At 44.4% G+C, this 23,727-nt stretch carries 19 protein-coding genes; 10 read left to right on the top strand and 9 right to left on the bottom strand.

The features are described 5' to 3' along the window. Positions 1–3 precede the first annotated feature (3 nt). On the top strand, positions 4–618 hold the full coding sequence (locus R7E42_RS02755; RefSeq protein WP_031777156.1) for a response regulator: 615 nt from the start codon (positions 4–6) through the stop codon (positions 616–618). A gap of 90 nt (positions 619–708) precedes the next feature. Here the strand turns inward: R7E42_RS02755 and R7E42_RS02750 are convergent, their stop codons facing one another. Next, positions 709–882, bottom strand: coding sequence for a hypothetical protein (locus tag R7E42_RS02750; RefSeq protein WP_005373524.1), 174 nt, complete (start codon positions 880–882; stop codon positions 709–711). Positions 883–1,143: 261 nt separating this feature from the next. Here R7E42_RS02750 and R7E42_RS02745 point away from each other — a divergent pair, with 261 nt between their 5' ends. Then, positions 1,144–2,007, top strand: a complete 864-nt coding sequence (locus tag R7E42_RS02745) for a DUF6279 family lipoprotein (protein WP_053304525.1) — start codon at positions 1,144–1,146, stop codon at positions 2,005–2,007. Positions 2,008–2,177: 170 nt separating this feature from the next. After that, the gene (pepT, locus tag R7E42_RS02740) at positions 2,178–3,407 is read left to right on the top strand and encodes a peptidase T (RefSeq protein ID WP_064354853.1); all 1,230 of its coding nucleotides are present in this window, start codon (positions 2,178–2,180) and stop codon (positions 3,405–3,407) included. 82 nt (positions 3,408–3,489) lie between these two features. Here pepT and R7E42_RS02735 read toward each other — a convergent pair whose 3' ends face one another. Then, the gene (locus R7E42_RS02735) at positions 3,490–3,954 is read right to left on the bottom strand and encodes a dCMP deaminase family protein (protein ID WP_182015843.1); all 465 of its coding nucleotides are present in this window, start codon (positions 3,952–3,954) and stop codon (positions 3,490–3,492) included. Positions 3,955–4,373: 419 nt separating this feature from the next. On the opposite strand from R7E42_RS02735, the gene vmeY reads away from it, so the two are divergent. Beyond that, the gene (vmeY, locus tag R7E42_RS02730; protein ID WP_054574704.1) at positions 4,374–5,501 is read left to right on the top strand and encodes a multidrug efflux RND transporter periplasmic adaptor subunit VmeY; all 1,128 of its coding nucleotides are present in this window, start codon (positions 4,374–4,376) and stop codon (positions 5,499–5,501) included. Positions 5,502–5,509: 8 nt separating this feature from the next. Beyond that, positions 5,510–8,662 (top strand): multidrug efflux RND transporter permease subunit VmeZ, encoded by a 3,153-nt coding sequence (gene vmeZ / locus R7E42_RS02725; protein ID WP_318072321.1) that lies wholly within the window; start codon positions 5,510–5,512, stop codon positions 8,660–8,662. 90 nt (positions 8,663–8,752) lie between these two features. Here the strand turns inward: vmeZ and R7E42_RS02720 are convergent, their stop codons facing one another. Beyond that, positions 8,753–10,522: a methyl-accepting chemotaxis protein gene (locus tag R7E42_RS02720; RefSeq protein WP_025767924.1), complete on the bottom strand. Its 1,770-nt coding sequence runs from the start codon at positions 10,520–10,522 to the stop codon at positions 8,753–8,755. A gap of 100 nt (positions 10,523–10,622) precedes the next feature. Beyond that, entirely contained in the window at positions 10,623–11,036 is a 414-nt protein-coding gene (gene arfB / locus R7E42_RS02715) for an alternative ribosome rescue aminoacyl-tRNA hydrolase ArfB (protein ID WP_318072320.1), read from the bottom strand. A gap of 76 nt (positions 11,037–11,112) precedes the next feature. Between arfB and R7E42_RS02710 the strand changes: the two genes are divergently transcribed. Continuing rightward, positions 11,113–11,715: a beta-phosphoglucomutase family hydrolase gene (locus R7E42_RS02710; protein WP_064369357.1), complete on the top strand. Its 603-nt coding sequence runs from the start codon at positions 11,113–11,115 to the stop codon at positions 11,713–11,715. An 88-nt stretch (positions 11,716–11,803) separates the two neighbouring features. On the opposite strand, the gene R7E42_RS02705 is transcribed toward R7E42_RS02710, so the two are convergent. After that, entirely contained in the window at positions 11,804–12,796 is a 993-nt protein-coding gene (locus tag R7E42_RS02705; protein WP_005373499.1) for an OmpA family protein, read from the bottom strand. A 459-nt stretch (positions 12,797–13,255) separates the two neighbouring features. On the opposite strand from R7E42_RS02705, the gene aroG reads away from it, so the two are divergent. From aroG to R7E42_RS02690, 3 genes are all read left to right on the top strand, one after another. Then, entirely contained in the window at positions 13,256–14,308 is a 1,053-nt protein-coding gene (gene aroG, locus R7E42_RS02700; protein ID WP_005389030.1) for a 3-deoxy-7-phosphoheptulonate synthase AroG, read from the top strand. Between the two features lie 159 nt (positions 14,309–14,467). Continuing rightward, the gene (locus R7E42_RS02695; RefSeq protein WP_318072319.1) at positions 14,468–15,640 is read left to right on the top strand and encodes an MFS transporter; all 1,173 of its coding nucleotides are present in this window, start codon (positions 14,468–14,470) and stop codon (positions 15,638–15,640) included. A 209-nt stretch (positions 15,641–15,849) separates the two neighbouring features. Beyond that, positions 15,850–17,412 carry a PAS domain-containing methyl-accepting chemotaxis protein gene (locus R7E42_RS02690; protein WP_318072318.1) on the top strand — a complete coding sequence of 521 codons (1,563 nt, stop codon included), beginning with the start codon at positions 15,850–15,852 and terminating at the stop codon, positions 17,410–17,412. Positions 17,413–17,553: 141 nt separating this feature from the next. On the opposite strand, the gene tkt is transcribed toward R7E42_RS02690, so the two are convergent. Both tkt and tal read right to left on the bottom strand, forming a co-directional pair. After that, complete coding sequence (tkt, locus tag R7E42_RS02685) at positions 17,554–19,545, bottom strand: transketolase (protein WP_158173414.1); 1,992 nt, start codon at positions 19,543–19,545, stop codon at positions 17,554–17,556. Between the two features lie 125 nt (positions 19,546–19,670). Further along, entirely contained in the window at positions 19,671–20,621 is a 951-nt protein-coding gene (gene tal / locus R7E42_RS02680; protein WP_005373488.1) for a transaldolase, read from the bottom strand. Between the two features lie 466 nt (positions 20,622–21,087). Between tal and R7E42_RS02675 the strand changes: the two genes are divergently transcribed. Further along, positions 21,088–22,089: a sugar-binding transcriptional regulator gene (locus R7E42_RS02675; protein ID WP_238970507.1), complete on the top strand. Its 1,002-nt coding sequence runs from the start codon at positions 21,088–21,090 to the stop codon at positions 22,087–22,089. A 165-nt stretch (positions 22,090–22,254) separates the two neighbouring features. Here the strand turns inward: R7E42_RS02675 and R7E42_RS02670 are convergent, their stop codons facing one another. Together R7E42_RS02670 and R7E42_RS02665 are read right to left on the bottom strand one after the other, a co-directional pair. Continuing rightward, positions 22,255–23,085: a sulfurtransferase gene (locus R7E42_RS02670; RefSeq protein ID WP_017635204.1), complete on the bottom strand. Its 831-nt coding sequence runs from the start codon at positions 23,083–23,085 to the stop codon at positions 22,255–22,257. Between the two features lie 140 nt (positions 23,086–23,225). Then, a complete protein-coding gene (locus R7E42_RS02665) occupies positions 23,226–23,720 on the bottom strand; it encodes a hypothetical protein (RefSeq protein WP_318072317.1) in 495 nt (164 codons plus the stop codon). Between the last annotated feature and the right edge of the window lie 7 nt (positions 23,721–23,727).

The raw sequence follows: 23,727 nt of genomic DNA, 5'->3' as shown, positions 1-23,727 counted from the left end.
GTAATGCTGGTGGATGATCATCCACTCATGCGAAGAGGTATCCACCAGCTTTTAAGCTTTGAGCCTGAGTTTGAGGTTATTGCAGAAGCAAGTAATGGCGCGGATGCAGTAGCGAAAGCGCATGAGCTGGAACTGGATCTTGTACTTCTTGATCTTAATATGAAAGGCATGTCTGGCCTTGATACTTTGCAAGCACTGCGTGCAGATGGCTGTGAAGCCAGAATTGTCATTCTAACCGTTTCAGATAGCCCAGCAGATATCGAAGCAATAGTTCGAAGTGGTGCCGATGGCTATTTATTGAAAGACACTGAGCCCGATGAGTTGGTTGAGTTGCTAAAACAAGCGCACCAAGGGGACAAGGCATACAGCCAAGAAGTTTCTAAGTATTTGAGTGAACGTTCAGAGCAAGAGGACGTGTTTGATACACTGACCGATCGTGAATCGCAGATCTTAAGAGAGGTGGCAAGAGGTTTCCGCAACAAGCAAATTGCCGATCGTCTTTTTATCTCTGAGTCTACGGTTAAAGTACATATGAAGAGTTTACTTAAAAAGCTTCAAGTTCCTTCTCGTACTGCAGCAACCGTCCTTTATCTTGAGCGCTTTGGCGACATCAAATAACATTGTTGGATTTGAATCTGTAATAATAAATAAAATCAAACAGTTATATTGGTTCTGACGAATAAAAAAACCGCCTGTTAGGCGGTTTTTTTACTTGTCTGGGCGAATAGAGTACAAGTCACTGTTGTGCTTACCACACTCCAAATAGTACTGATAAGCCACTTTTTTGCTTTCAGCAATGACTCTCATGCAGTGCATTTTCCCCTGTTCAAAATATCGAATCTCATATTCTACACTGGTATCAAGTTGCTCAGCGGCTGCCATACTTCGCCTCCATAAACCATCCAAAAAACATCCATGCAAATTATATGCCGTTATAGGGAGCGTCGTTCGGTACGTTTTTTAGCCGATAATTGCGCTCTAACTCACTTTTTTGCGGATAGCTGTGATCAAAAAGTTAATTTCAAACTCTATATATTATTAAGGTGGCAATCAATATTTGTCACACTGGTGTAAGTTTGCCGCAATACTAAGTGATACAGGTTGAGTATAGAACTTAATCAACAGAAAAGGGAATACGAATAAGTGACTAAATTAAAGGATGTATCTAATAAGGCGCTTCGTTATGGCCTTCTATTTTGTTTCGTATTTCTGCTTGCCGGTTGTGCGAAAAAGTTTTTATACAGCAATATCGATTGGTTCGTGCTCGATTACTTAGAGGACTATGTCTCGTTGCAAGGGGAACAAGAAGTCCTAGTGGAAGAGCGCTTATTATTGTTGGCAGACTGGCACAAGAAAGAGGAGTTACCATTATATATCGAACATTTAAAAGACCTTGAGAGATTAAAAGCGAGCGATATCACCTTAAATTACTTACAACAAAATCGAGATAGAACGCGAGCGCATTACGATAGAGTGGTAAGCAAAGCAGCACCAGATCTTTTTGCGTTAAGTTTGCAATTAACGAAAGAGCAAGAACGCGAGTTTTTGAGTAATGTACAAGAACATTATCAAGAGCGAAACGCAAAATATGCCGATAAGACAGAAGACGAAGTGCGTGAAATTATTCTGGATAACACTGAAGAGTGGATGGAAGAATGGCTGGGGAATCTATCAGGAAATCAGCGTCAATTAGCTCAAACATTTTCTCAGCAAGTTATTTTAAACAGCCCTTTATGGAGAGATTATCGAGCCACGGTATATCAAGAGCTCGAATACTTGTTCGACAACAAATCTAATGTTGTGACTTATCAAGATATATTTATGCGACTCTTGTTCGAGCCAGAGAGTTATTATAGTGAGCAGCTTTCTCTGAATATTGACTCTAACTTTGCATTGGTTGATCAACTGACATTAGATGTTTCTCGTTCGATGACCGATAAGCAATGGCGTCATTTTCGTGAAAAGGTTAAAGAGTGGCGAGTACTGGCAGAGGAACTTTTAGATTAAATTCGTGCTTCAATTAGCGAGGGCAAAGTGCAGAAGCCTTTCTTATCAAAAAATGATTCAAAGCAAATTCTTATTGAGCTAAGAGCGTAACATAGCGTGAGGTTTGATGAGGCAACGTCAGCTTATCAATGCGTGATAAGGCCTCATCGTACAAAACAATGAGAATAAATATGAAACATTTAGTTGAAAGATTTCTTCGATACGTCACGTTTGATACCCAATCCAATCCACATGTGACGCTTTGCCCAAGTTCACCTGGCCAGCTTGTGTTTGCTGAGTTACTTAAAAAAGAGATGCTCGAACTTGGCTTAAGTGACGTGACTTTGGATAAAAATGGCTACTTGATGGCTAAACTGCCAGCCAATGTTGATTATGAGGTTCCTCCTATCGGCTTCATTGCCCATATGGATACCGCGCCGGATGCATCTGGCAAAAACGTAAAGCCGCAATTCATCGAAGATTACCAGGGTGGCGATATTGCATTAGGGTTGGGGGATGAAGTGTTATCTCCCGTGCAATACCCAGATTTACATCACCTACATGGCCACAATCTTATTACTACAGATGGCACTACATTACTTGGCGCGGATAACAAAGCTGGTATCGCAGAGATTCTTTCCGCGGTAGCTCTGCTACTGGAAAACCCAGACATTCCACACGGCGACATTTGTATCGGCTTTACTCCGGATGAAGAAATCGGTCGTGGTGCAGATTTGTTTGATGTTAAAAAATTTGGCGCGAAATGGGCATACACTATAGATGGTGGCCCGCAAGGTGAATTGGAATACGAAAACTTTAATGCAGCAAACGCTGATGTAATTTTTCATGGAGTTAGCGTTCATCCAGGTACCGCAAAAGGCAAAATGGTCAATGCGATGAACTTGGCTGCGAAATTTCAAGTTCAAATGCCCCAAGATCAAACTCCGGAAACAACCGAAGGTTACGAAGGGTTCTTCCATTTAAAATCGGCAGAAATGGGCGTTGCACGAAGCGAGCTAGGTTACATTATTAGAGACTTTGACCGTCAAAGACTTGAGGATCGAAAAGCCTTTATGCAGAAACTCGTCGATGAAATGAACACGGGTTTACGCCATGGTTCTGTAGAGCTAAAAATAAAAGACAGCTATTACAATATGAGAGAAATGGTTGAGCCTTACCCTCATATCATTGAGCTGGCAAAGCAAGCGATGGAAGCGTGTGATGTGGAACCGATTATAAAACCTATTCGTGGTGGTACAGATGGTGCTCGTTTATCTTTTATGGGTTTGCCGTGCCCGAATATCTTCACCGGTGGTTTTAACTTCCACGGAATTCATGAGTTTATTTCTGTTGAAATGATGGAAAAATCAGTACTCGTTATTGTCAAAATTGCTGAGCTCACAGCGAAAAAACACAGTTAAAAGACTACGTCGAGACCTCTTGCAGATTTAATAACAAAATAGCCCAGATCTCTCTGGGCTATTTAAATATTAAGATGGAATACTAGCGCACGTCTTTGTCTTCAATTTCAATGTCTTCTAGTGGTAACCAGTCGACTTTCACACCCGCTTGGTCGAACATATCTTGACTGACTTGGATTTTATCTCCCCAGCGAGATAAAAAGTCTTCAGACTGCTCAGGGCAGTGTACGTGTGAGATCCCTGTTTGAATGATCTTTGCCGCGCAGTTAGGGCAAGGAAAATGCGTTACCCAAATATCACATCCGTCTAAGTCACGTTTTGAGAACAAAATTGCGTTCTCTTCCGCGTGCAGTGTTTTAAGGTATTTCAACTCGCGCTCATCGGTGTCGACACTGTCAGAAACACCATGCGGATAGCCATTAAATCCAACAGATACAATGCGATTCTGTTTAGTAATAACGGCACCGACTTGTGTTGATGGGTCCTTACTCCAAGACGCCACTAGTTCTGCCATCTGGTAAAAGCGTTTCGCCCATTTAGAAGTCATAGTCATCCTCTCTGTCGAAGGCGTTGAATTAATTGAATGATAACCCATTTATATTAAAAAAATAGTCAAAATCGGGGTCTTGAGTATGAAGGCGTCACTTTTTACCTTTTTAGCCACAAAACGTTCTTATCTTGAGCACTGAATCTCACTTTACGCCCGAATACAATACTCCCGTTAGTGTTTCCAAGCACACGCTAAAATTCGCGATCTCCTAAGGCGTATATTAAATAGTTATGATTGAGTTGTATGTATATTGCTCATTGAATACCACTGTTAACTAAATTACTTTATTTTCCTTTTGTTTCTCATGTTTACATTTAGAAACACCTTGGGCGCTTTTCAGTGAAGTTTTCAGTGGCAGCAAGGAGTAAGGTTGATAGGAATTCAACAATATCCTGTTCTATAAAGACGGTAAATACATGCAAAAGAAACCACTTGTCGCACTAATGGCGGCTACAGCAATCCTCGCTGGATGCGGGGAAGCTAATAATGCCCAAACGAAAGGTCAAGCGCCTCTCGTAGTGACTCAGGATGTCACGGTTATCGACTACCAACCGAGCAAGTCTTATATCGGTCGCATTGAAGCAGTAGAAGATACCAATATTACCGCGCAGATTTCTGGCTACTTAAAAGCTCGTCACTTTGAAGAGGGGCAAATGGTAGAAAAAGGGCAGCTCCTTTACTCTATCGAGCCATCTTCTTTTGAAGCCCAAGTCGCGAGTGCTAAAGCCGCACTTGCACAAGCTAAAGCGGCGCTAAAAAAAGCCGAATTAGATCATACTCGAGGTAAAAACTTGTTGCCTCGCGGTAGTATCTCTCAATCTGAGTTTGATGCTTTAACTGCGGCACTTCTTGGTGCGAGAGCAGAGCTAGAAGCGGCAAATGCTCAACTTAAGCTTGCTGAAGTTAACCTTTCCTATACTCAAATCCGAGCCCCTTTTAGCGGACGTATTAGTGATACCAAAGTGAGTACGGGTGATCTGGTTTCTCCATCATCTGGCGTGCTGACGACATTGGTGAGCTTAGACCCAGTGCATACTTCATTTAGTGTGAGTGAGCGCGAGCGTTTAGCCATGGGTATGGATCAAGTCAAAGGCGACGGCTCGGCTGAATCAAACCGCGTTGAAGTTCAGCTTGAACTGGAAAATGGACAGTTTTTTGAGCATCTCGGTAAGCTTGATTTCTTAGGTAATCGTATTGACACCAAAACGGGTACGATTGCTATGCGCGCGCTCGTTCCAAACCCAGATCAGAAGCTACTTCCTGGTCAGCACATCAAAGTGAACTTAAGAGATAAGAATACGAAGGACGTTATTGTTATTCCACGACGTGCCGTTCAGACTGACTTAGAAGGTGACTTTGTGATGGTGATGGCTGAGGGAAATGTGGCAGAGCGTCGTAACGTCGAGCTTGGACCTCAGGTTGAACAAGGCATTATCATTCGAGAAGGGCTCGATCAGGAAGATACAGTTATTACACAAGGCCTACAACGTGTGCGTAATGGTGTAGAAGTGCGCCTTCAAGCACCTGCTGAAGATAAGCAGTAGGGGGCACTATGTTAAGTCGTTTCTTTATTCAGAGACCTAAATTCGCGCTGGTTATTTCGATCATATTAACGCTAGCCGGCGCGATCTCACTGGCGATTTTGCCAGTGGCTGAGTATCCACAGATAAGCCCGCCATCAGTAAGCGTTTCGGCTTACTACACTGGCGCGAGTGCGGAAGTTGTCGAGCAGGCCATTGCGGACCCCATAGAGACCTCAGTCAACGGCGTTGAGGATATGATATACATGTCTTCAAAGAGCGCGAACGATGGCTCTTATAGCCTAAACGTCACGTTCGATGTCGGCACCGATCCAGATATGGCGCAAGTTAACGTGCAAAACCGCGTGTCACAGATTGAGTCAAAACTGCCTCAAGAAGTTCGCATGGTTGGTGTGACGGTGAAAAAGCGTTCACCTGACTTGCTGATGGTACTTAACTTCTATTCACCTGATGGCAAATACGATGATCAGTTCTTGATTAACTACATTAACTTGAATGTAAAAGATCAGTTGGCTCGTGCGAAAGGTATCAGTGAAGTTAACGTGATTGGTGGTGGCGAATACGCAATGCGTGTTTGGTTAGATCCTGAAAAAATGGCCAACCTTAAGCTAACCACGTCAGACGTATACGCCGCTTTGGCTGAACAGAACGTTCAAGTTGCGGCAGGGCGTGTAGGTGCAGCACCATACAACAATCCGCAAGAAGTTCAGTTTAACCTTGTGACCAAAGGTCGCTTGGAAAGCGTGAGCGAGTTTGAGAACGTTGTCCTTCGAGCTAATCCAAATGGTTCCACGGTTTATCTGAAAGATGTCGCTCGTGTCGAACTAGGCAAAAAGTTCTACGATGGTAACGGTAAGTTCCGTGGCCAGGACGCGTCAATCGTTGCGTTGTCTCTTCAATCGGATGCGAATGCGTTAGAAAGTGGTCAGGCCGTCATGGAGCTCCTTGAAGGCTTGAGCAAAAACTTCCCAGAGGGAATGGAATACGAGACCAGCTACGATACAACCGTGTTCGTATCTGAATCGATCAAAGGGGTAGTAAAAACACTGATTGAAGCGATTCTATTGGTGATTGCTGTAACTTACTTGTTCTTGGGTAGTGCGCGTGCAACGTTGATTCCTGTTGTCGCGATCCCCGTTTCTCTGATTGGTACGTTTGCCATCATGCAGGCAACGGGCTTCACCATTAATACGGTTACTTTGTTTGGCTTGATCCTTGCGATTGGTATCGTGGTGGATGATGCGATTCTGGTTATCGAAAACGTCGATACTACCATGGCGAAAGACCCAACTATTTCACCGCGTAAAGCGACGTTGCTAGCGATGAAAGAAGTAACGGGCCCAATCATCACGTCGACCTTGGTCCTACTTGCGGTATTCATACCTGTTGCCATGCTGCCAGGTATCACTGGTATCATGTATCGCCAGTTCGCTTTGACCATCTGTATTTCGGTTGTGATTTCATCCATCAATGCATTGACGCTGTCCCCAGCACTTTGTTCTCTGGTATTGAAGCAGGGTGGGGGCAATACCGCTAACTGGTTCCAGGCTTTCAACCGAGGCTTAGAGCGCATCACTACGCGTTATGGCCAGATCGCTGGTTTCTTGGTGAAGAAGTCTTTACTGCTCGTGACGTTCTTTATAGTTGCTATCGCAGCGGTCACTTTCTTTGCGAAAACCACCTCTACAGCGTTTGTTCCTCAAGAAGATAAAGGCATTTTGCTGGTTAACGTACAGCTACCGGATTCAGCCTCTTTATCACGTACTGAAGAAGTCACCAATGATTTAATGAAAATGATCGGTGAAGAACCTGGTGTGGATGGTGTGACGGTTGCGAATGGTTACTCGTTTATGACAGGCGCAGCAGCATCAAACGGTGCTTCTGTATTTATCAAATTGCATGACTGGGATACTCGTAACTCGCTGCAAGGAGAGCACTCTGCTAATGCTATCGCGGCACGTATTAACGGTCGAGCGGCGACAGAGCTACCTCAAGCGGTTGTTTTTGCGATGGGACCACCGGCGGTTCCTGGTATGGGCGCTGCGTCTGGTTTTGAGTTTGTGCTTGAAGACACGCTAGGGCGAAGTCGTACCGATTTGTCGATGGTCATGGGAGAAATGATCCAAGCGGCTAACCAAGCGCCTGAAATTGCCTACACGTTTAGCACGTTCCGCGCGAATGTTCCGCACTACTACGTTGATATCGATCGTGAGAAAGCGCAGCAATTAGGTATTTCGCTGTCGTCTATTTTCCAAACCTTGCAAGGCAACTTAGGTTCGCTTTATGTGAATGACTTCACCATGTTTGGTAAGAACTTCCGCGTAACCATGCAAGCTGATAGCCAGCACCGTAGCAGCATGGAAGATCTAGAGCGTTTCCATGTTCGTTCTTCGAACGGTGATATGGTTCCGTTAAGTACGCTAGTGAGCTACGAGCAAGTGTTTGAGCCTGATGTGGCGTGGCGTTACAACATGTACCGCAGTGCTATCATTCAAGGCCAACCAGCACCGGGTTACTCTAGTGGTGATGCGATTGCCGCAATGGAACGCGTTGCTGCTGAAGTTCTTCCACAAGGGTACACGTATGAATGGACAGGTATGGCTTATCAGGAAGTGCTTGCGGGCAACCAAGCCATTTATGCGTTTGCGCTGGCTTTGATATTCATTTACTTGTTTATGGTGGCTCAGTATGAGAGTTGGAGTATTCCACTGGCTATTATTTTGGTGGTCCCAGTAGCAACGTTAGGTTCCTTCCTTGCGTTGAATCTAACTGGCACGCCGCTTAACTTGTATGCCCAAATTGGTCTTGTCTTGCTCATAGCCTTGGCGGCGAAAAACGCAATTTTGATTGTGGAGTTCGCCAAGCAAGAGCGTGAAGAAAAAGATGCTGATATCGATAGTGCAGCGGTTAAAGGAGGCACGTTACGTTTCCGCGCTGTGAATATGACATCTTGGTCATTTATCCTGGGTATCTTCCCGCTTATCTTTGCCGCTGGCGCGGGGCACGTGAGTCAAAACTCACTCGGCGTGTCGCTGATTGGTGGTCTATTGTGTGTGCTTTTAGCAGGTACATTCTTGATCCCAGGCTTCTACGCTCTGGTGCAAAGACAGCGTGAGAAAGTTCATGGCGGCAACACCAAGCTGGTTCCTCTTGATAATGAATAATCACATCCGAAGTGCGCAGTAAGCACGAAGTGACAATTGAAAAAAAGCCCGAAGCAATGGTTGCCTCGGGCTTTCTATTTTGAAAAAGGGTTATTTTAGCGCAGTTTTGAATTGTGCAACGGCTTCATCCATATCATGAGCTTGAGCAGAGACAGAGTTCACTTCATGCAAGCATTCCTGAGCGGATTGCATGTTATTCTCAGATATTGCGTTTAGCTCGGTGATTGAACCGCTAACTTGGTTCATCACGATACCTTGTTCTTCAATTGCTGAAGCTATGCGCTCCGAATTACCTTGAATTGAATGCATGTCAGTGATGATCTGTTGCAGGCTAGAATCCAGTTTTTCAGAAGCATTAAGTGTTTGTTGCCCTTGATCGTTACATTGATCAATATCAGCAACAACTGTAGACATTTGAGTTTGAATATCTGCAACGACCCGCGTGATTTCCTCTGTGGATTGATGAGTTCGGCTAGCTAGGGCGCGTACTTCATCGGCAACAACTGCAAACCCGCGGCCTTGTTCGCCTGCTCGCGCGGCTTCAATTGCTGCGTTGAGAGCTAGTAGGTTGGTTTGCTCTGCAATTTCTTGGATGATGTTCACGGCACCACCAATTTTATCTACATGCTGATTCAGCGAGCCAATCGACTGCTGGCTGTTTGATAAAATCGTGGTTAGTTGACCGATGTTGGTTACCGTCGCCTCAACAACTCCTCGACCTTGTTCGGCATTATTCGCTGCCTGATGTACGCCTTCTACCGCAACTGATGTGCTTTCAGAGATTTCACCTATTGTGGCAACCATTTGCTGAACTGCCGTCGCCATTGATGCAGTGTGGTCAGTTTGAGTGTGGAATTGCTCCATAACGCCTTCTAACTCACGATGCATATTATCGGTACTTGCAGTGAGTTGCGCCGATTTTTCTTGGGTACTACTAATTAGATGCTCAAGCTTATCCAATAGGTCATTGAGGTGATGACTGATATCAAATAGCTCGTCTTGACCTTTCAAATCAGATCGAAGTCCCATGTTGTTCGTTTCGCTGATACTTCGAATGGTGCCAAGTAAGCTATTCACTCGCGTATTGATTGAACGTGAAATTTGCCAAATCAATGCGAAAATAACGACTAAGATCAGAGCTGTAATGACCTGCTTGATGGTCGACATTTGTTCATCACGTTGTGCGGCAGCAGAGCTAAGGGCTGTGGAAAAGGTTTCAAATTGCTCTTCTACGGCATGAGATAATGCGCGAGTTTCACCGAGTAGGCCTTTGTCATAAGCAACCCCAACAACTTGCTTTTGGGCCGCCAATTGCTTACCTGTTTTGATAAGCTCCGGAGCATATTGCCCCTCAAGCAAGTCACTATTGAATAGTCCTGCTTTTACCGCAGAGTCAAAACGGACTAATGCCAATAACTGCTGGTGGTCTGAACGTTGTTTTGCTTCTAATAGTGCTTGTTCGTAACCAGCGAGAAGCCCACTCTTTGAATCAAGCCCGTATCGTTGGTAAGCGCTGACCAGATTCTGAAAGCCCCTTTGGTATGCGAGCAAGTCTTGCTTAAATTGTTGACTGGAAGGTAATTCATTACTCTTGAGTATGTTCGCAAGCTCTTTTTCTGTGTCTATAAACTTGTCAACATTGGCGTCAAACTTATTTAGATATTTGTCATTACTACGTAGTAGGAAATCTTTTTCATTTCTGCGTAAGTTTAGTAAGCGTATTTCTAGATCACCAACGAGTTTGATGGCGTGATTAAGGTCATTGCTCTTATTTTCAAAATGGGATGACGTACCCAAAAGGGCTACGATGCCTAAAATGGCGATAACTCCGAGGAAGTAGAGTTTTTGCCTAATAGTCATATTGTTGTTTCCTGAATAAGTAACTAAAAAGAGAAATCCAATGAGATTTCCAAGGGCTAGCAAACGTTGTTCAACTAACATGTCGAGAAAACGACATGCACTAATACAGCACTTTTTTACGTTGCTGTTTTTTCGCTCCGTGCTTGTTTTTTGTATCAAGTCGTCGGCGTTGAGAAGCGCGGGTTGGTTTCGTTTTAATACGCTTCTTCTCCTGTAAAGCGGCAGCTTTTATCAATGCTTGAAGCCGATTTAGGGCGTCTTCCTTATTTTGTTCTTGTGTCCGAAATTGTTGCGCTTTGATGATGATCACGCCATCTTTATTTATACGACTATCAGAAAGTGCAAGTAATCGCTCTTTGTAAAAGTCAGGTAAGCTTGAATGCCGGATATCAAAGCGCAGGTGTATAGCGGACGCTACCTTGTTAACGTTCTGGCCACCATTCCCTTGAGCTCTAATTGGGGATAATTGAATTTCCCACTCTTGAATTGTGACGGAGTTCGAAATTTTGAGCATGATAAGTAAATGCCGGTAAGGACGATTGAAAGAGCTGATAAATTAACATTACAGATGCACAAATAGAAGAAAAGACATGAGCACGATTGATTTTAGACCCTATGAAGGATTCATATTTGATATGGATGGTACTCTAATCGATACCATGCCAGCCCACTTGGCAGCTTGGCAAGCAACTGCTGAGCGTTTTGATTTTCCGTTTTGTCAGGAGTGGTTTCACAGTTTAGGAGGGATGCCGAGCTTTAAAATTGTTGAGGAACTAAATCGTGTGCATGAGCTTTCATTAGATCCTAAAACTGTCGCGACATTTAAAATGGAAACATTCGCTGCTATGGAGCTTCATGGTGACGTTATTCCTTGCACGAACATCGTGTTAGAGGAATATTTAGGCCATAAGAAAATTGCAGTCGGGACTGGCAGCCAACGAGAAAGTGCCATGCGCTTATTAAGTCATGCAGGTTTATTAGACAAGTTGGATGTTGTAGTAACCGCGAGTGATGTAGAGAACCATAAACCCTTTCCAGATACCTTTTTGGTGGCCGCGCAACAACTCGACGTGGAGGCGTCACAGTGTCTTGTGTTCGAGGATACTGAGTTGGGGAAGCGAGCGGCGCATGCAGCTGGTATGGATTGCGTTATGGTGCAAGATAATGAGTTGATCTTTTTCCCAAAACCATAGTGGCAATATCCCTTAATATGAGATCAAAATGGGGTGCAAATGCACCCCATAAATTTTTGCCACATCATCGATCATGAATCATAGATGCTTATTCTGGTTGAACTAGCTCTTGGTATTCAAATGAAGGTACTACAACTTCTACGCGACGGTTTTTCTCACGACCTTCGCGAGTGCTGTTGTCAGCAACTGGGTTTTCTTCACCCATACCTTTGACTGTCAAACGATCTGAACCAATGCCAGCTGCGGTTAGGTAATCAGCAACAGATTGAGCACGACGCTCAGACAGTTTTTGGTTGTATGCCGCAGGGCCTGAGCTATCTGTGTAACCAGTAATCTCTACTTGAGCTTGAGGATATTCGTTCAAGAATGAAACAAAGTTGTCCAGACGTTCAGAAACGGACTCTGTTAACTTAGCACTATCGAATTCAAACGTACCTGTACCGTACTCTTCTTTGTGCACCTTGCTCATCATCACTGGTTCTGGATCTGGCTCGATCACTTCTTCCGTTACAACTGCTGCAACAACTGGAGCAGCTGCGAATTTGTAGTTAACACCGATACCAAAGAAGTTAGCATCCATGTCGTCCCACACGTCGTCAGACATGTCTTGGTAACGTTGGTATTCAGCGCGAACACTCCAGTTTCTATCGATCGAGTATTCAGCACCCAAAGAACCTGTTGGGACAAAGTCTGTTTCGTCATCAGACATCATGTAAGCACCACCGATCTTAGCAAACAGATTCCAAGAGTCGTTTAAGTGCCAGTTGAATTTAGGTGCAAGTGTTAAAGCCGTTAGATTGCCGTCAATCGTATTAATCGTATTAGCCCCTGACCTAGAGTTTCCTTCATAGTCGCCTAAGAAGTCTACGCCGTACTCTAGCCCGATGATATCGGTAAAGTCATAACCGATATGTAGTCCTGCACCGAACGCTTCATCATCACAAGGGCTATTTAGATAGCAAGCGTCGTCAAGTGTAGTCATGCCCACTTTGCCCCCGATGTACATTTCAGCTTGAGCAGAGTTTAAAAGCGCGCTACTACCAGCTACCACTGCTGCTACTGCAATTGCTACTTTGTTCATAATGTTTCCTTGTATTGATTGCATATTAACTTCTACTTCGTTTTATCAAAAAATTAGAAAAAACCAGCGTTTATAAGAAATTAGTTTAATATTCTAATCATTTCATATCAAGCAACAATATATTTGAACTTGATCAACATTTACTACCCAAAAATACCTCACAAACTTCTGATATTTCTTACATTGTAGTAAAGATTTTTTGGTGCATAAGAAAATTGATGATTATTTTGAACTTTTTTTCGTAAACTTTACTTTACATTGTGCGCGGTGGTTAACAGGTGGTTTTTATTTGCATTTATTTGCAAAAACTGATTGCAAGTCTACGCCTAAGCCGATAAGTTACTTAAACGCTAGACAGAAAATGACCACAGCCCTTGATGCTGCTCGCTTTGTGAACAATGTTGCAATGAGTTCAGTTGGTAAAAATGGGGTCGGAAATAAAACCAGGAAGTAGAAGTAATGTTTCAAACTGATGATGTAAGAATAAATAGAGTAAAAGAGTTATTGCCACCTGTTGCAGTATTAGAGAAGTTCCCAGCGACTGAAACCGCTTCTTCGACCACTTTTGATTGCCGTAACGCCATTCACAATATTCTTGAAGGAAAAGACGATCGATTACTCGTGATCGTTGGCCCGTGTTCTATTCACGATCCGGCTGCCGCGGTTGAGTACGGTAAAAAGCTAAAAGTATTACGTGATGAACTGGGCGAGCAGCTTGAGGTTGTTATGCGAGTTTATTTTGAAAAGCCGCGTACGACCGTTGGTTGGAAAGGCCTTATCAATGACCCTTACTTAAATGACACCTATAAGCTAAATGATGGTCTACGTATCGGACGTAAACTTCTTCTTGATCTAACCGATATGGGCTTGCCGACGGCAAGTGAATTCTTAGATATGATTACACCTCAGTACGTGGCGGATTTGATCAGTTGGGGAGCTATCGGTGCTCGTACGACAGAATCTCAGGTTCACCGCGAGCTTGCTTCTGGTCTTTCTTGTCCTGTAGGTTTCAAAAACGGTACAGATGGGAATATTAAAATAGCGAGCGACGCGATTCGTTCTGCAAGCGCTTCCCATCACTTCCTTTCAGTAACAAAATACGGTCATTCCGCGATCGTAGAAACCGCTGGTAATCCAGACTGCCATATTATTCTACGTGGCGGTAAAGAACCAAACTACAGTGCAGCACATGTAGCTCAAATTAAAGATGAGCTGGACACCGCAGGTCTGCCGAAAAAAGTGATGATTGATTTTAGCCATGCTAACAGCTCGAAGCAGTTCAAGCGTCAAATGCTGGTGTCTGATGATGTATCCGAGCAAATCTCTGGTGGCGAAGAAGCCATTTTTGGAGTGATGATCGAGTCTCATTTAGTTGAAGGTCGCCAAGACTTAGTGGATGGCAAAGCAGCCACTTATGGTCAGTCGATCACTGATGCATGTATTGGTTGGGAAGATACGGAAACGGTACTTCGTCAGCTTTCTGATGCAGTAAAAGCGCGCCGCAACAAGTAAGCTCAACAGAAAAACTTTTTAAAAGCGAAAAGAGAATAGTGAAGAGCCAGAGGTACTATGCCTCTGGCTCTTTTTGTTGAGAATTACTCTCATATCTTTCTATTGTTTCTGCTTTCCTATATGTTATCTGTATACGTTGTAACCAAAAGGAATTTGGAATTGAACCGTAATGTATGGCTTCTATCCCTCTGCCAAGCCTTATTAATGACAGGGAATATTTTACTCATATCTGTTATTGCCCTTATTGGCAAAACACTTGCGCCGTCATCAAGTTTTATCACATTACCAGTTGCACTGCAGTTTTTGGGACTGATGGCCGCGACAATTCCCGCGTCGCTAATTATGGGCAAGTTAGGGCGTAGCCTTGGTTTTAGCCTTGGTAATGTCATTGGCATTTTGGGTGCTAGTCTAGCGACGTATGCATTAAGTCAACAAAACTTCTATCTGTTCTGCATGTCTACGTTTTTGCTTGGTGTTGGTATAGGTTTCGGTACTCTATACAGGTTTGCTGCCATTGAAGTGTGTGAAGAGTCGGCAAGACATAGGGCGATTTCGATATCTATGGCGGGTGGGGTGTTAGCGGCGATCCTTGGGCCTAATCTGGCCGTGTACTCGCAGCAGTGGTCAGGTGATGGCTTATACATTAGTGCATTTGCTGTGCTTGTCGTGCTTTATATAACCGCGTTGGTTGTGCTACAAACCATTCGTTTTCCACCTGCACACACGCAGGCGCTACACGCTAAGGCGGATAAGCTGAGACTGATTATTCGTCGACCTAATTTCATGCTGGCCGTTATCGCGGCAATGGTTGCGTACGCGGTGATGAACATTTTAATGACAGCAACTCCTTTAGCGATGATTGGTTGTGGCTTTGATTTTGATAAAGCGGCGGGAGTGATCGAATGGCACGTGTTGGGTATGTTTGCACCTGCGTTTGTCACGGGCCGTCTGATAGAGCGGTTTGGCGCTAAGAATATGATTTTGGCGGGTGGATTGCTATTTGTTGCTTGTATTGGAATTAATATACATGGAGTGTCTATCTGGCATTTTAGTCTTGCTTTAATCCTGTTAGGAATAGGGTGGAACTTTATGTTTATCGCAGCAACCGGGCTGTTTAGTCAAAGTTATGAAGCGAAAAACAGAAGCAAGGCTCAAGCGTTTAATGAATTCTTCGTGTTCAGTTGTGTCACCATCACCGCATTACTATCTGGTTGGCTTGAGTCTACCGTAGGTTGGCAGAATCTTAATTTGTATGTTCTTCCATTTGTGTTACTCGTTATCGCGATGTTTGCGTTAAAAACGAATAAAAAGCCAGAATCACAAACCGCTTAATTGAGGCTTAATATATAACCCGGCCGATCGTGTCGGGTTTGTTTATTAGCTCAAATCAACAATCTCTTCTTTATGTTTTTATCGATAATGTGAATTCCCACAATAAAAATGTCGATTTGATAAGACTTTTTATCTAACTTTTTGTAATAAAAATAAAAATCCTGTATATATCTTGCCGAAAATCAATAAAAACTAAAGAAGTTTCGTCTATGTCAGCCAATATTTCTCATAAAGCTCAAGAAACTCTCGTGAGGGAGTCTGAGGAACTCGTCTCAACAACGAACTTACAAGGTGTTATTACATATTGTAATGAAGCCTTTTGCCGCGTTGCTGAATACACTCACGAAGAACTTGTCGGTCAGAACCATAATATAGTTCGTCATAAAGATATGCCTAAAGCCGCTTTCGGTGATATGTGGGCACGCCTTAAACAAGGTAAAGCCTGGCGTGGAATGGTTAAGAACGCCACTAAGTCTGGCGGTTACTATTGGGTTGATGCTTATGTCACCCCTATCTACGAAGACAACCATGTTGTTGGGTATCAATCAGTGCGCGTGAAACCAAAGCGAGAGTGGGTTGATATTGCGACAAAAGCCTACAAAAGCATGCGTGCTGCAGAAAAGTCTGGCCGAACTTGGTCGTTGAAAACCAATGAAACCATTCGCTATGCGATTCTACTTGGTGCACTAACCGCACCTGCAACCGCATATGCGTTGTCTGTTGAAGGGCCGTTGGCTTGGCTTGCAAGTGCGTTACCTGCAAGTGTTCTAGCTCTGTTATTCCGCCAAGAGTTAATTGATACACCTCAGCAACTTAAAAAGTTACAAAAGCAATATGACAGCGTAAGTCGCTTGATCTATTCTGGTAACACGGCATTTTCGATTGCCGATTTCCATATCAAAATGCTATCCGCAAGAATTCGAACCGTGTTAGGAAGGATGACTGACTCCGCATTGCCTTTGCAGCATTGCGCCGAAGAGCTTAGTCAAACAACGGCAGAAGTCTCGGCTGCATTAAATCAGCAAAATACCGATATTCATCGTGTGCGAGATGCTACCCAAGAGGTGGAGTCGTCGGCAAATTCGGTTTCTTCGAGTACCAATGATGCGCATATGTTGATTGATGATACATTGAAGTCATGCTTGATGGCGAAGGAGACCATTGATCAAACGCACACCAATCTAGCGCAATTAAGCCTTCAAGCTGAAAAAGCGACGGAAACGACGTATCAACTGAGTGATCAGGCGCAGAAGGTGAACCATTTGATGGAAGAGATTGGTGGGATCGCAGAGCAAACCAATTTACTGGCACTTAACGCGGCGATTGAAGCAGCAAGGGCAGGGGAGCAAGGTCGTGGTTTTGCTGTTGTAGCTGATGAGGTCCGCGCGCTTTCTGGGCGAACATCCAATGCAACTGAACAAATCCAAGCCTCTATCTCCACTATGTTGGCAACGATTCAAAGTTGGCAGAAAGATATTCTGGCAAACAAAGAGCAAACCGATGCCTGTTCTCAAGTAGCAGAACAAAGCGCGTTGCGTTTGTCTGAAGTTGAACAGATGATGCAAACCATGAGTGGGCTGATGGTTGATGTAGCAGAAGCGGCGAATAACCAGTTAAAGCTATCTAGTGATGTAAACCAGCACATTCATTCTATCGCTTCGACCGCAGAACAAAACTTGGCAGCAACACATTCAGTTGAGCAAAATAGCCGACAGTTGAAAGACCAAGTACAAGATTTCTATCAGCTCGCACTTCGATTTGAAGACAAATAGTCGTAACGAAAGTTGTGATGTTTATGTCCTGGCTGCGTTTATGCGAATAGGAGCCAGATAAAAGAAAGCCCCGCCATTGCTGGTGGGGCTTTTCAGTTTTCACATTCGCAATAGAGAAAACTGACTATCTTTTTACTGCAATTACGCGAGTAGCTCTTTTGCTGTGTTCACTACGTTTTCAGTCGTGAAACCAAACATTTTGAATAGTTCGCCAGCTGGTGCAGATTCACCGAATGAAGTCATACCGATGATGCGACCGTCGAAGCCTACGTACTTGTACCAGAAGTCAGCAATACCTGCTTCAATTGCGATACGTGCTGTTACGTCTGATGGCAGTACAGCTTCACGGTAAGCGGCGTCTTGTTTGTCAAACGCATCTGTTGATGGCATTGAAACAACGCGTACTTTCTTACCTTCAGTAGTTAGCTGTGCTGCTGCTTCTACTGCTAGTTCAACTTCAGAACCTGTTGCGATAAGGATTAGCTCAGGCTTGCCTTCGCAATCTTTCAGAATGTAAGCACCTTTTGCGATGTCTGCTACTTGTTCTGCTGTGCGCTCTTGTTGCGCAAGGTTTTGACGAGAGAAGATAAGTGCTGTCGGTGCATCCTTACGTTCAATCGCCAACTTCCAAGCTACAGCGGACTCAACTTGGTCACATGGACGCCATGTGCTCATGTTTGGTGTTAGGCGTAGCGATGCCATTTGCTCAACTGGTTGGTGAGTTGGACCATCTTCGCCAAGACCGATAGAGTCATGCGTGTACACTTGGATGTTCTGAATTTTCATCAGCGCAGCCATACGCATTGCGTTACGTGCGTACTCCATGAACATTAGGAATGTTGCGCCGTAAGGAACGAAACCACCGTGTAGCGCGATACCGTTCATGATCGCTGTCATACCGAATTCACGTACGCCGTAGTGGATGTAGTTACCAGAGAAGTCGCTTGCTTCTAGAGACTTAGAACCAGACCACATGGTTAGGTTAGAAGGTGCTAGGTCAGCAGAGCCACCCATGAACTCTGGTAGTAGAGCACCAAATGCTTCTAGAGCATTTTGAGACGCTTTACGTGATGCAATGTTTGCTGGGTTAGCTTGAAGATCAGCAATGATTTGGCTTGCTTTCTCTTCCCACTGTGCAGGAAGCTCACCGTTTACGCGGCGTTTAAATTCAGCTGCCAGCTCAGGGTACGCTGCTTCATAAGCTGCAAATTTCTCGTTCCACGCTGCTTCCTTAGCTGCGCCTGTTTCTTTCGCTGACCATTCTGCGTAGACTTCTTGCGGAATTTCAAAAGGACCGTGCTCCCAACCTAGTTCTTTGCGTGTTGCTGCGATTTCTTCTGCACCTAGTGGCGCACCGTGACAATCGTGTGAACCAGATTTGTTTGGTGAACCAAAACCGATGATAGTCTTAGTACAGATAAGTGTAGGACGTGGATCCGCTTTCGCTGCTTCAATTGCTGCGTTGATTGCGTCAGCATCGTGACCATCGACTGCAGGGATTACGTGCCAACCGTAAGCTTCGAAACGCTTAGGTGTGTCGTCAGAGAACCAACCTTCAACGTGACCGTCGATAGAGATGCCGTTGTCATCCCAGAACGCGATCAGCTTGCCTAGACCTAGAGTACCTGCAAGAGAACATGCCTCGTGCGAAATACCTTCCATCAGACAGCCGTCGCCCATGAACACGTAAGTGAAGTGGTCAACGATGTCGTGGCCTTCTTTGTTGAATTGCGCTGCTAGCGCTTTTTCAGCTAGAGCCATACCAACCGCGTTAGTGATGCCTTGACCTAGCGGACCCGTTGTGGTCTCGATACCTGGCGCGTAACCGTACTCTGGGTGACCAGGAGTTTTAGAGTGAAGCTGACGGAAGTTTTTCAGATCGTCGATAGACAACTCGTAACCTGCAAGGTGCAGTAGAGAGTAAATCAGCATTGAGCCGTGGCCGTTAGACAGCACGAAACGGTCGCGGTCTGCCCACTCAGGGTTTGATGGGTTGTGGTTTAGATGAGAGCGCCAAAGAACTTCAGCGATGTCAGCCATACCCATAGGTGCACCTGGGTGACCAGAGTTAGCTTGTTGAACACCATCCATGCTTAGCGCACGGATTGCATTTGCTAGATGTTTACGATCCATAGTGATTACTTCTCGATATTTGATTTAAATAGAGGGAACTCGCCGAAACAAGTTCAAATAGAATTTTTTGAAAATAGTGCTGATGGTAAAAGCGAGTAGACGGGCTACTCGCTTTTGGTAAGCAATTATAGCTTAGCTTCGATCATCGCTTCTAGTTTGCCTTGGTCAACGGCGAAGTTGCGGATACCTTCAGCCAGCTTCTCAACAGCCATTGGGTCTTGGTTATGTTCCCATAGGAATTCAGCGTGAGTCATTGGTGCTGGACGCTCAGCTGCGCCTTTAGAATCAACTAGTTTCTCAACTACTTCACCTTCAGCTGCTTCTAGTTCTGCAAGTAGAGCAGGAGCGATAGTTAGACGGTCACAACCAGCTAGTTCTAAGATCTCACCGATATTACGGAAGCTTGCGCCCATAACTACAGTTTTGTAGCCGTATTCTTTGTAGTAGTTGTAGATCTTAGTTACAGATAGTACGCCTGGATCTTCTTGAGCTTCGAAGTCACGGCCTTCTTTCGCTTTGTACCAGTCCATGATACGACCAACGAATGGCGAGATTAGGAATACGCCCGCTTCTGCACAAGCACGTGCTTGAGCGAACGAGAATAGAAGCGTTAGGTTACAGTTGATGCCTTCTTTTTCTAGGATCTCAGCTGCGCGAATGCCTTCCCAAGTTGAAGCCAGTTTGATAAGGATACGGTCGTTAGTGATGCCAGCATCGTTGTACATTTTCACTAGTTGACGAGCTTTCGCTACGCTGCCTTCCATATCGTAAGATAGACGAGCGTCTACTTCTGTAGAGATACGACCTGGGATAGTTTTTAGGATTTCTTTACCGATGTTTACTGCAAGCATGTCACAAGTATCTTGAACTTGTTGAGCTTTGTCGTTGCTCTGTGCTTTAGCGTATTCGATTGAAGCATCGATTAGAGGTGCGTACTCTGCGATTTGAGCGGCTTTAAGGATAAGAGAAGGGTTAGTTGTTGCGTCTTCTGGCTGATACTTTTTAATTGCATCAATCTCGCCAGTGTCTGCTACTACAGTCGTTAGTTTACGAAGTTGCTCTAACTTGTTGCTCATAATCGATCATCCTATTTAAATGGGCTTAAGCGTGATTTTTGTTATCACAGCTTGTGCATTTGCAAGCGAGTTAGCTAACCGTCTCATCGCATTTAATGAGACATCTGCTCAGCCAACTACGGAAAATTTCGTTACCGAACAAATGCTATGAACATTTGATCGATAGCTGAGTAAATGATGTGTCCATATTTATCCTATCTATGCTGAAAGTCAATCGCTGAAATGGACTTATAGTGAACTTCATCAACGTTTTTTTACTGTGTGTTTAGTGGTTAACCCAAATAAACGTTTGCCCTTATTGTTCAAAGCTTGAGCGTTGTCCAAGAGGGTAAAAAATTGTAGTGAGAAAATGTTATTGCGATGAGCAAATGTAGCGTTTAAATTGATAAAGAACATATGCTAAGTCAATGAGCATATGTTCACTTATTGCATACAATATCGATCCTCTTAAAGGGCGAGAGAAACCATGAGCAGTTCTAATCAAGATATTTCCATTGAAAACAAGGATTTGTTGACAGAGATTTCCGTCGCGTATTATCAAGACGGTGCGACTCAGGAAGAGATATCGAGAAAATTTGCCATATCACGCGCAAAGGTCGGGCGAATGCTCAAGCAGGCACGTGATGAAGGCATTGTTGAAATTACCGTTAAATACCATCCGGTGTTCAGCGCCAAGATTGAACAACGTTTGATCGAGCGATTCGGCGTTAAGCGCGCGCTTGTTGCTCTTGATCAACCGAATGAAGAAGCGCAACGACTACAGGTATCGGGATTGGTGTCCAATTATCTCACTAGCACGCTCAAAAACGGCATGGTGGTGACGGTCGGACAAGGGCGCAACGTGTCGTCTGTCGCTCACCATATTGGTGTTATTACGCCGCGTGACTGTAAATTTGTGTGTGGCATTGGTGGTATTCACCCGCGTGGCGGTATGTATAACGCCGACCATATTTGTCGTCAGTTGGCGAAGAAATATGGGGGAACCTCTGAAACCCTTTATGCGCCGGCATACGCAGAAAATAGAGAACAGAAGTTGGCCTTCATGCAAAATGCAACCGTGAAACAAACGCTCGACCTAGCACGTAAAGCCGATGTTGCTTTGGTTGGTATTGGTGACATGAGCGAAAACAGTTACATGGTCGACTTAGGTTGGTTTACGCCTGATGAAGTGGTTCAGTCGAGACTTCAACAAGGTGTGGTAGGGGATTTTGCAGGTTATGACTTCTTTGATATTCACGGTAATGTAGCGAACACGGTAATGAGTGACCGAGTAATTGGACTTGGTATTGAAGAGTTTCGGCCGATCTCGGAAGTCATTGCGATCGCAGCTGAGAACAGCAAGCCACTCGCTCTACTCGGAGCATTAAGAACTGGAGCGATAGACGTGATCGCCACGAGCGTTAGTAACGCATTAACCGTGCTCAACTTAGATGAGCAAATGCACGGTAACGCGACATCTGAACGCTAACGGAAATAGTCGGCTTTTGATGTAGTCAGGCTATGAGGAGGGACAAATCACTCATAGCCAGTTTCTATTTCGAAATGACAAGTTTGGTTTAGAAGCTGCGTTTAGTTTATTGGAACACATCATCTTTAGATAAACGTAAGATACTTTGTTAAACAGACACTTGTCTTAACGCTCGATAGGTAGAGAGTGGTCAGCACCCCATTCGGTCCAAGAACCGTCGTACACCGACAGATTGTCTAGACCAATTTGATACGCCGCGAGTAATAAAATGCATGCGGTTACACCGGAACCGCAACTAAAAATAATCGAATTGTCACTATCTATCGTTAGTGCGCTAAATATCTGTTGCAACTCTGAGTTTGGTTTAATGTGACCGTTGGTCAAGAGTTCTTGAAACGGTAAGCAAACCGAATTTGGAATGTGCCCACTACGTAGACCTTCTCGTGGCTCAGGCACTTCACCAAGGAATCGTGCTTTGGCTCTGGCATCGATGATGTTGGCACTTTTATTGGTTGAATGAGCAAGAACATCTTGTGCACTCAAAAAGGCATTTTGGTTGAGCTTACCTGCAAAGTTACCTTCTTCGCTTGGTTGCGATAGGGTACTTTCAACAGGGAATCCGGCTTCAACCCAAGCGGGAAGGCCGCCGTTTAAGACTCGAACATTATCATGTCCCATAGCTTTGAACATCCACCAAGCTCTTGGCGCGGCTAAAGTGCCAGAGTTGTCGTAAACCACAATCAAATCTTCGTTGTTCAAACCGAGTTGTTGCGCACTTTGGTTGAAGCCTTCTTCTGTTGGCATCATATGCGGCAGGGAAGAACCGGGTAAGCAAAAGTCATTGTCGTAATCGAAGCGTAAAGTATTTGGAATCCACTTATCTTGAATCTTTTTGCCTTCAGAAGGGATTTGAAACGCAATACTAGCGTCGAGGAGCTTGACGTTAGGTTGGCCGAGAAGGCTATTGAGTTCATCAGTACTAATCAGTGCTTGCATTGTCTTTAGTTTGCTAGGTGGATAATCTTACTGTTTTACAACAAAAAAATCGCATGTTCAAAAGAACGATGCGATTTTTAAGCTTGAGATTGAAGATTTATGATGAAAGGTCGCTTTCGCCATGCCTTCAATCTATCTAGTTACATGGTCCAAGTGTTGTCTCCAGAAGTAATCACTTTCTGAATTGGGTCACTGCCGTCATAGAACCAAATTTCAACAAGTAGGCTACCTTGGCTATCAGAAACATTAAAGTCGACGTTTGCTGTACCGTTGTTGAGTGGAACCGATGCGACTTTGCTTGGATATTTTGCATCGTAGTTACCTGAACTGTTCTCGACAAACTCTTTGTACACGCTTAGGTGTGCACGTTGTGAAGAGAAACCACTGATGTTTACATTGAGCGTACCCTCCGTCACTGGGTTGTAGCTAAAGCCATCCGGTACTACTAGGCCCTGCATGGTTGCATTTTCTACAGTTACGGTAGTCTCTTCTACGGTTGTTTCTTCCTGTTGGGTTGTGTCTTCCTCTGCAACGGTGGTTTGGGTTGGTGAAGGTGGTGTACTGTTACCACCTCCGCCGCCACCGCCACAAGCCGTTAGTGCTAATCCCATGATGATTGTGATAAGTGCTTTCATAATGTTA

It is taken from the genome of Vibrio sp. Vb1337 (genome assembly GCF_033338715.1).
Classification (GTDB): Bacteria; Pseudomonadota; Gammaproteobacteria; order Enterobacterales; family Vibrionaceae; genus Vibrio; species Vibrio alginolyticus.
Note: the sequence above shows the minus strand (reverse complement) of the source record. Positions and strands in the feature narration are given on the sequence as shown.

Coding starts and splice junctions, on each gene's coding strand:
- R7E42_RS02755 (WP_031777156.1), top strand. CDS start 4: ATGCTGGTGGATGATCATCCACTCATGCGAAGAGGTATCCACCAGCTT.
- R7E42_RS02750 (WP_005373524.1), bottom strand. CDS start 882: ATGGCAGCCGCTGAGCAACTTGATACCAGTGTAGAATATGAGATTCGA.
- pepT (WP_064354853.1), top strand. CDS start 2,178: ATGAAACATTTAGTTGAAAGATTTCTTCGATACGTCACGTTTGATACC.
- R7E42_RS02735 (WP_182015843.1), bottom strand. CDS start 3,954: ATGACTTCTAAATGGGCGAAACGCTTTTACCAGATGGCAGAACTAGTG.
- vmeY (WP_054574704.1), top strand. CDS start 4,374: ATGCAAAAGAAACCACTTGTCGCACTAATGGCGGCTACAGCAATCCTC.
- vmeZ (WP_318072321.1), top strand. CDS start 5,510: ATGTTAAGTCGTTTCTTTATTCAGAGACCTAAATTCGCGCTGGTTATT.
- R7E42_RS02720 (WP_025767924.1), bottom strand. CDS start 10,522: ATGACTATTAGGCAAAAACTCTACTTCCTCGGAGTTATCGCCATTTTA.
- arfB (WP_318072320.1), bottom strand. CDS start 11,036: ATGCTCAAAATTTCGAACTCCGTCACAATTCAAGAGTGGGAAATTCAA.
- R7E42_RS02710 (WP_064369357.1), top strand. CDS start 11,113: ATGAGCACGATTGATTTTAGACCCTATGAAGGATTCATATTTGATATG.
- R7E42_RS02705 (WP_005373499.1), bottom strand. CDS start 12,796: ATGAACAAAGTAGCAATTGCAGTAGCAGCAGTGGTAGCTGGTAGTAGC.
- aroG (WP_005389030.1), top strand. CDS start 13,256: ATGTTTCAAACTGATGATGTAAGAATAAATAGAGTAAAAGAGTTATTG.
- R7E42_RS02690 (WP_318072318.1), top strand. CDS start 15,850: ATGTCAGCCAATATTTCTCATAAAGCTCAAGAAACTCTCGTGAGGGAG.
- tkt (WP_158173414.1), bottom strand. CDS start 19,545: ATGGATCGTAAACATCTAGCAAATGCAATCCGTGCGCTAAGCATGGAT.
- tal (WP_005373488.1), bottom strand. CDS start 20,621: ATGAGCAACAAGTTAGAGCAACTTCGTAAACTAACGACTGTAGTAGCA.
- R7E42_RS02675 (WP_238970507.1), top strand. CDS start 21,088: ATGAGCAGTTCTAATCAAGATATTTCCATTGAAAACAAGGATTTGTTG.
- R7E42_RS02670 (WP_017635204.1), bottom strand. CDS start 23,085: ATGCAAGCACTGATTAGTACTGATGAACTCAATAGCCTTCTCGGCCAA.
- R7E42_RS02665 (WP_318072317.1), bottom strand. CDS start 23,720: ATGAAAGCACTTATCACAATCATCATGGGATTAGCACTAACGGCTTGT.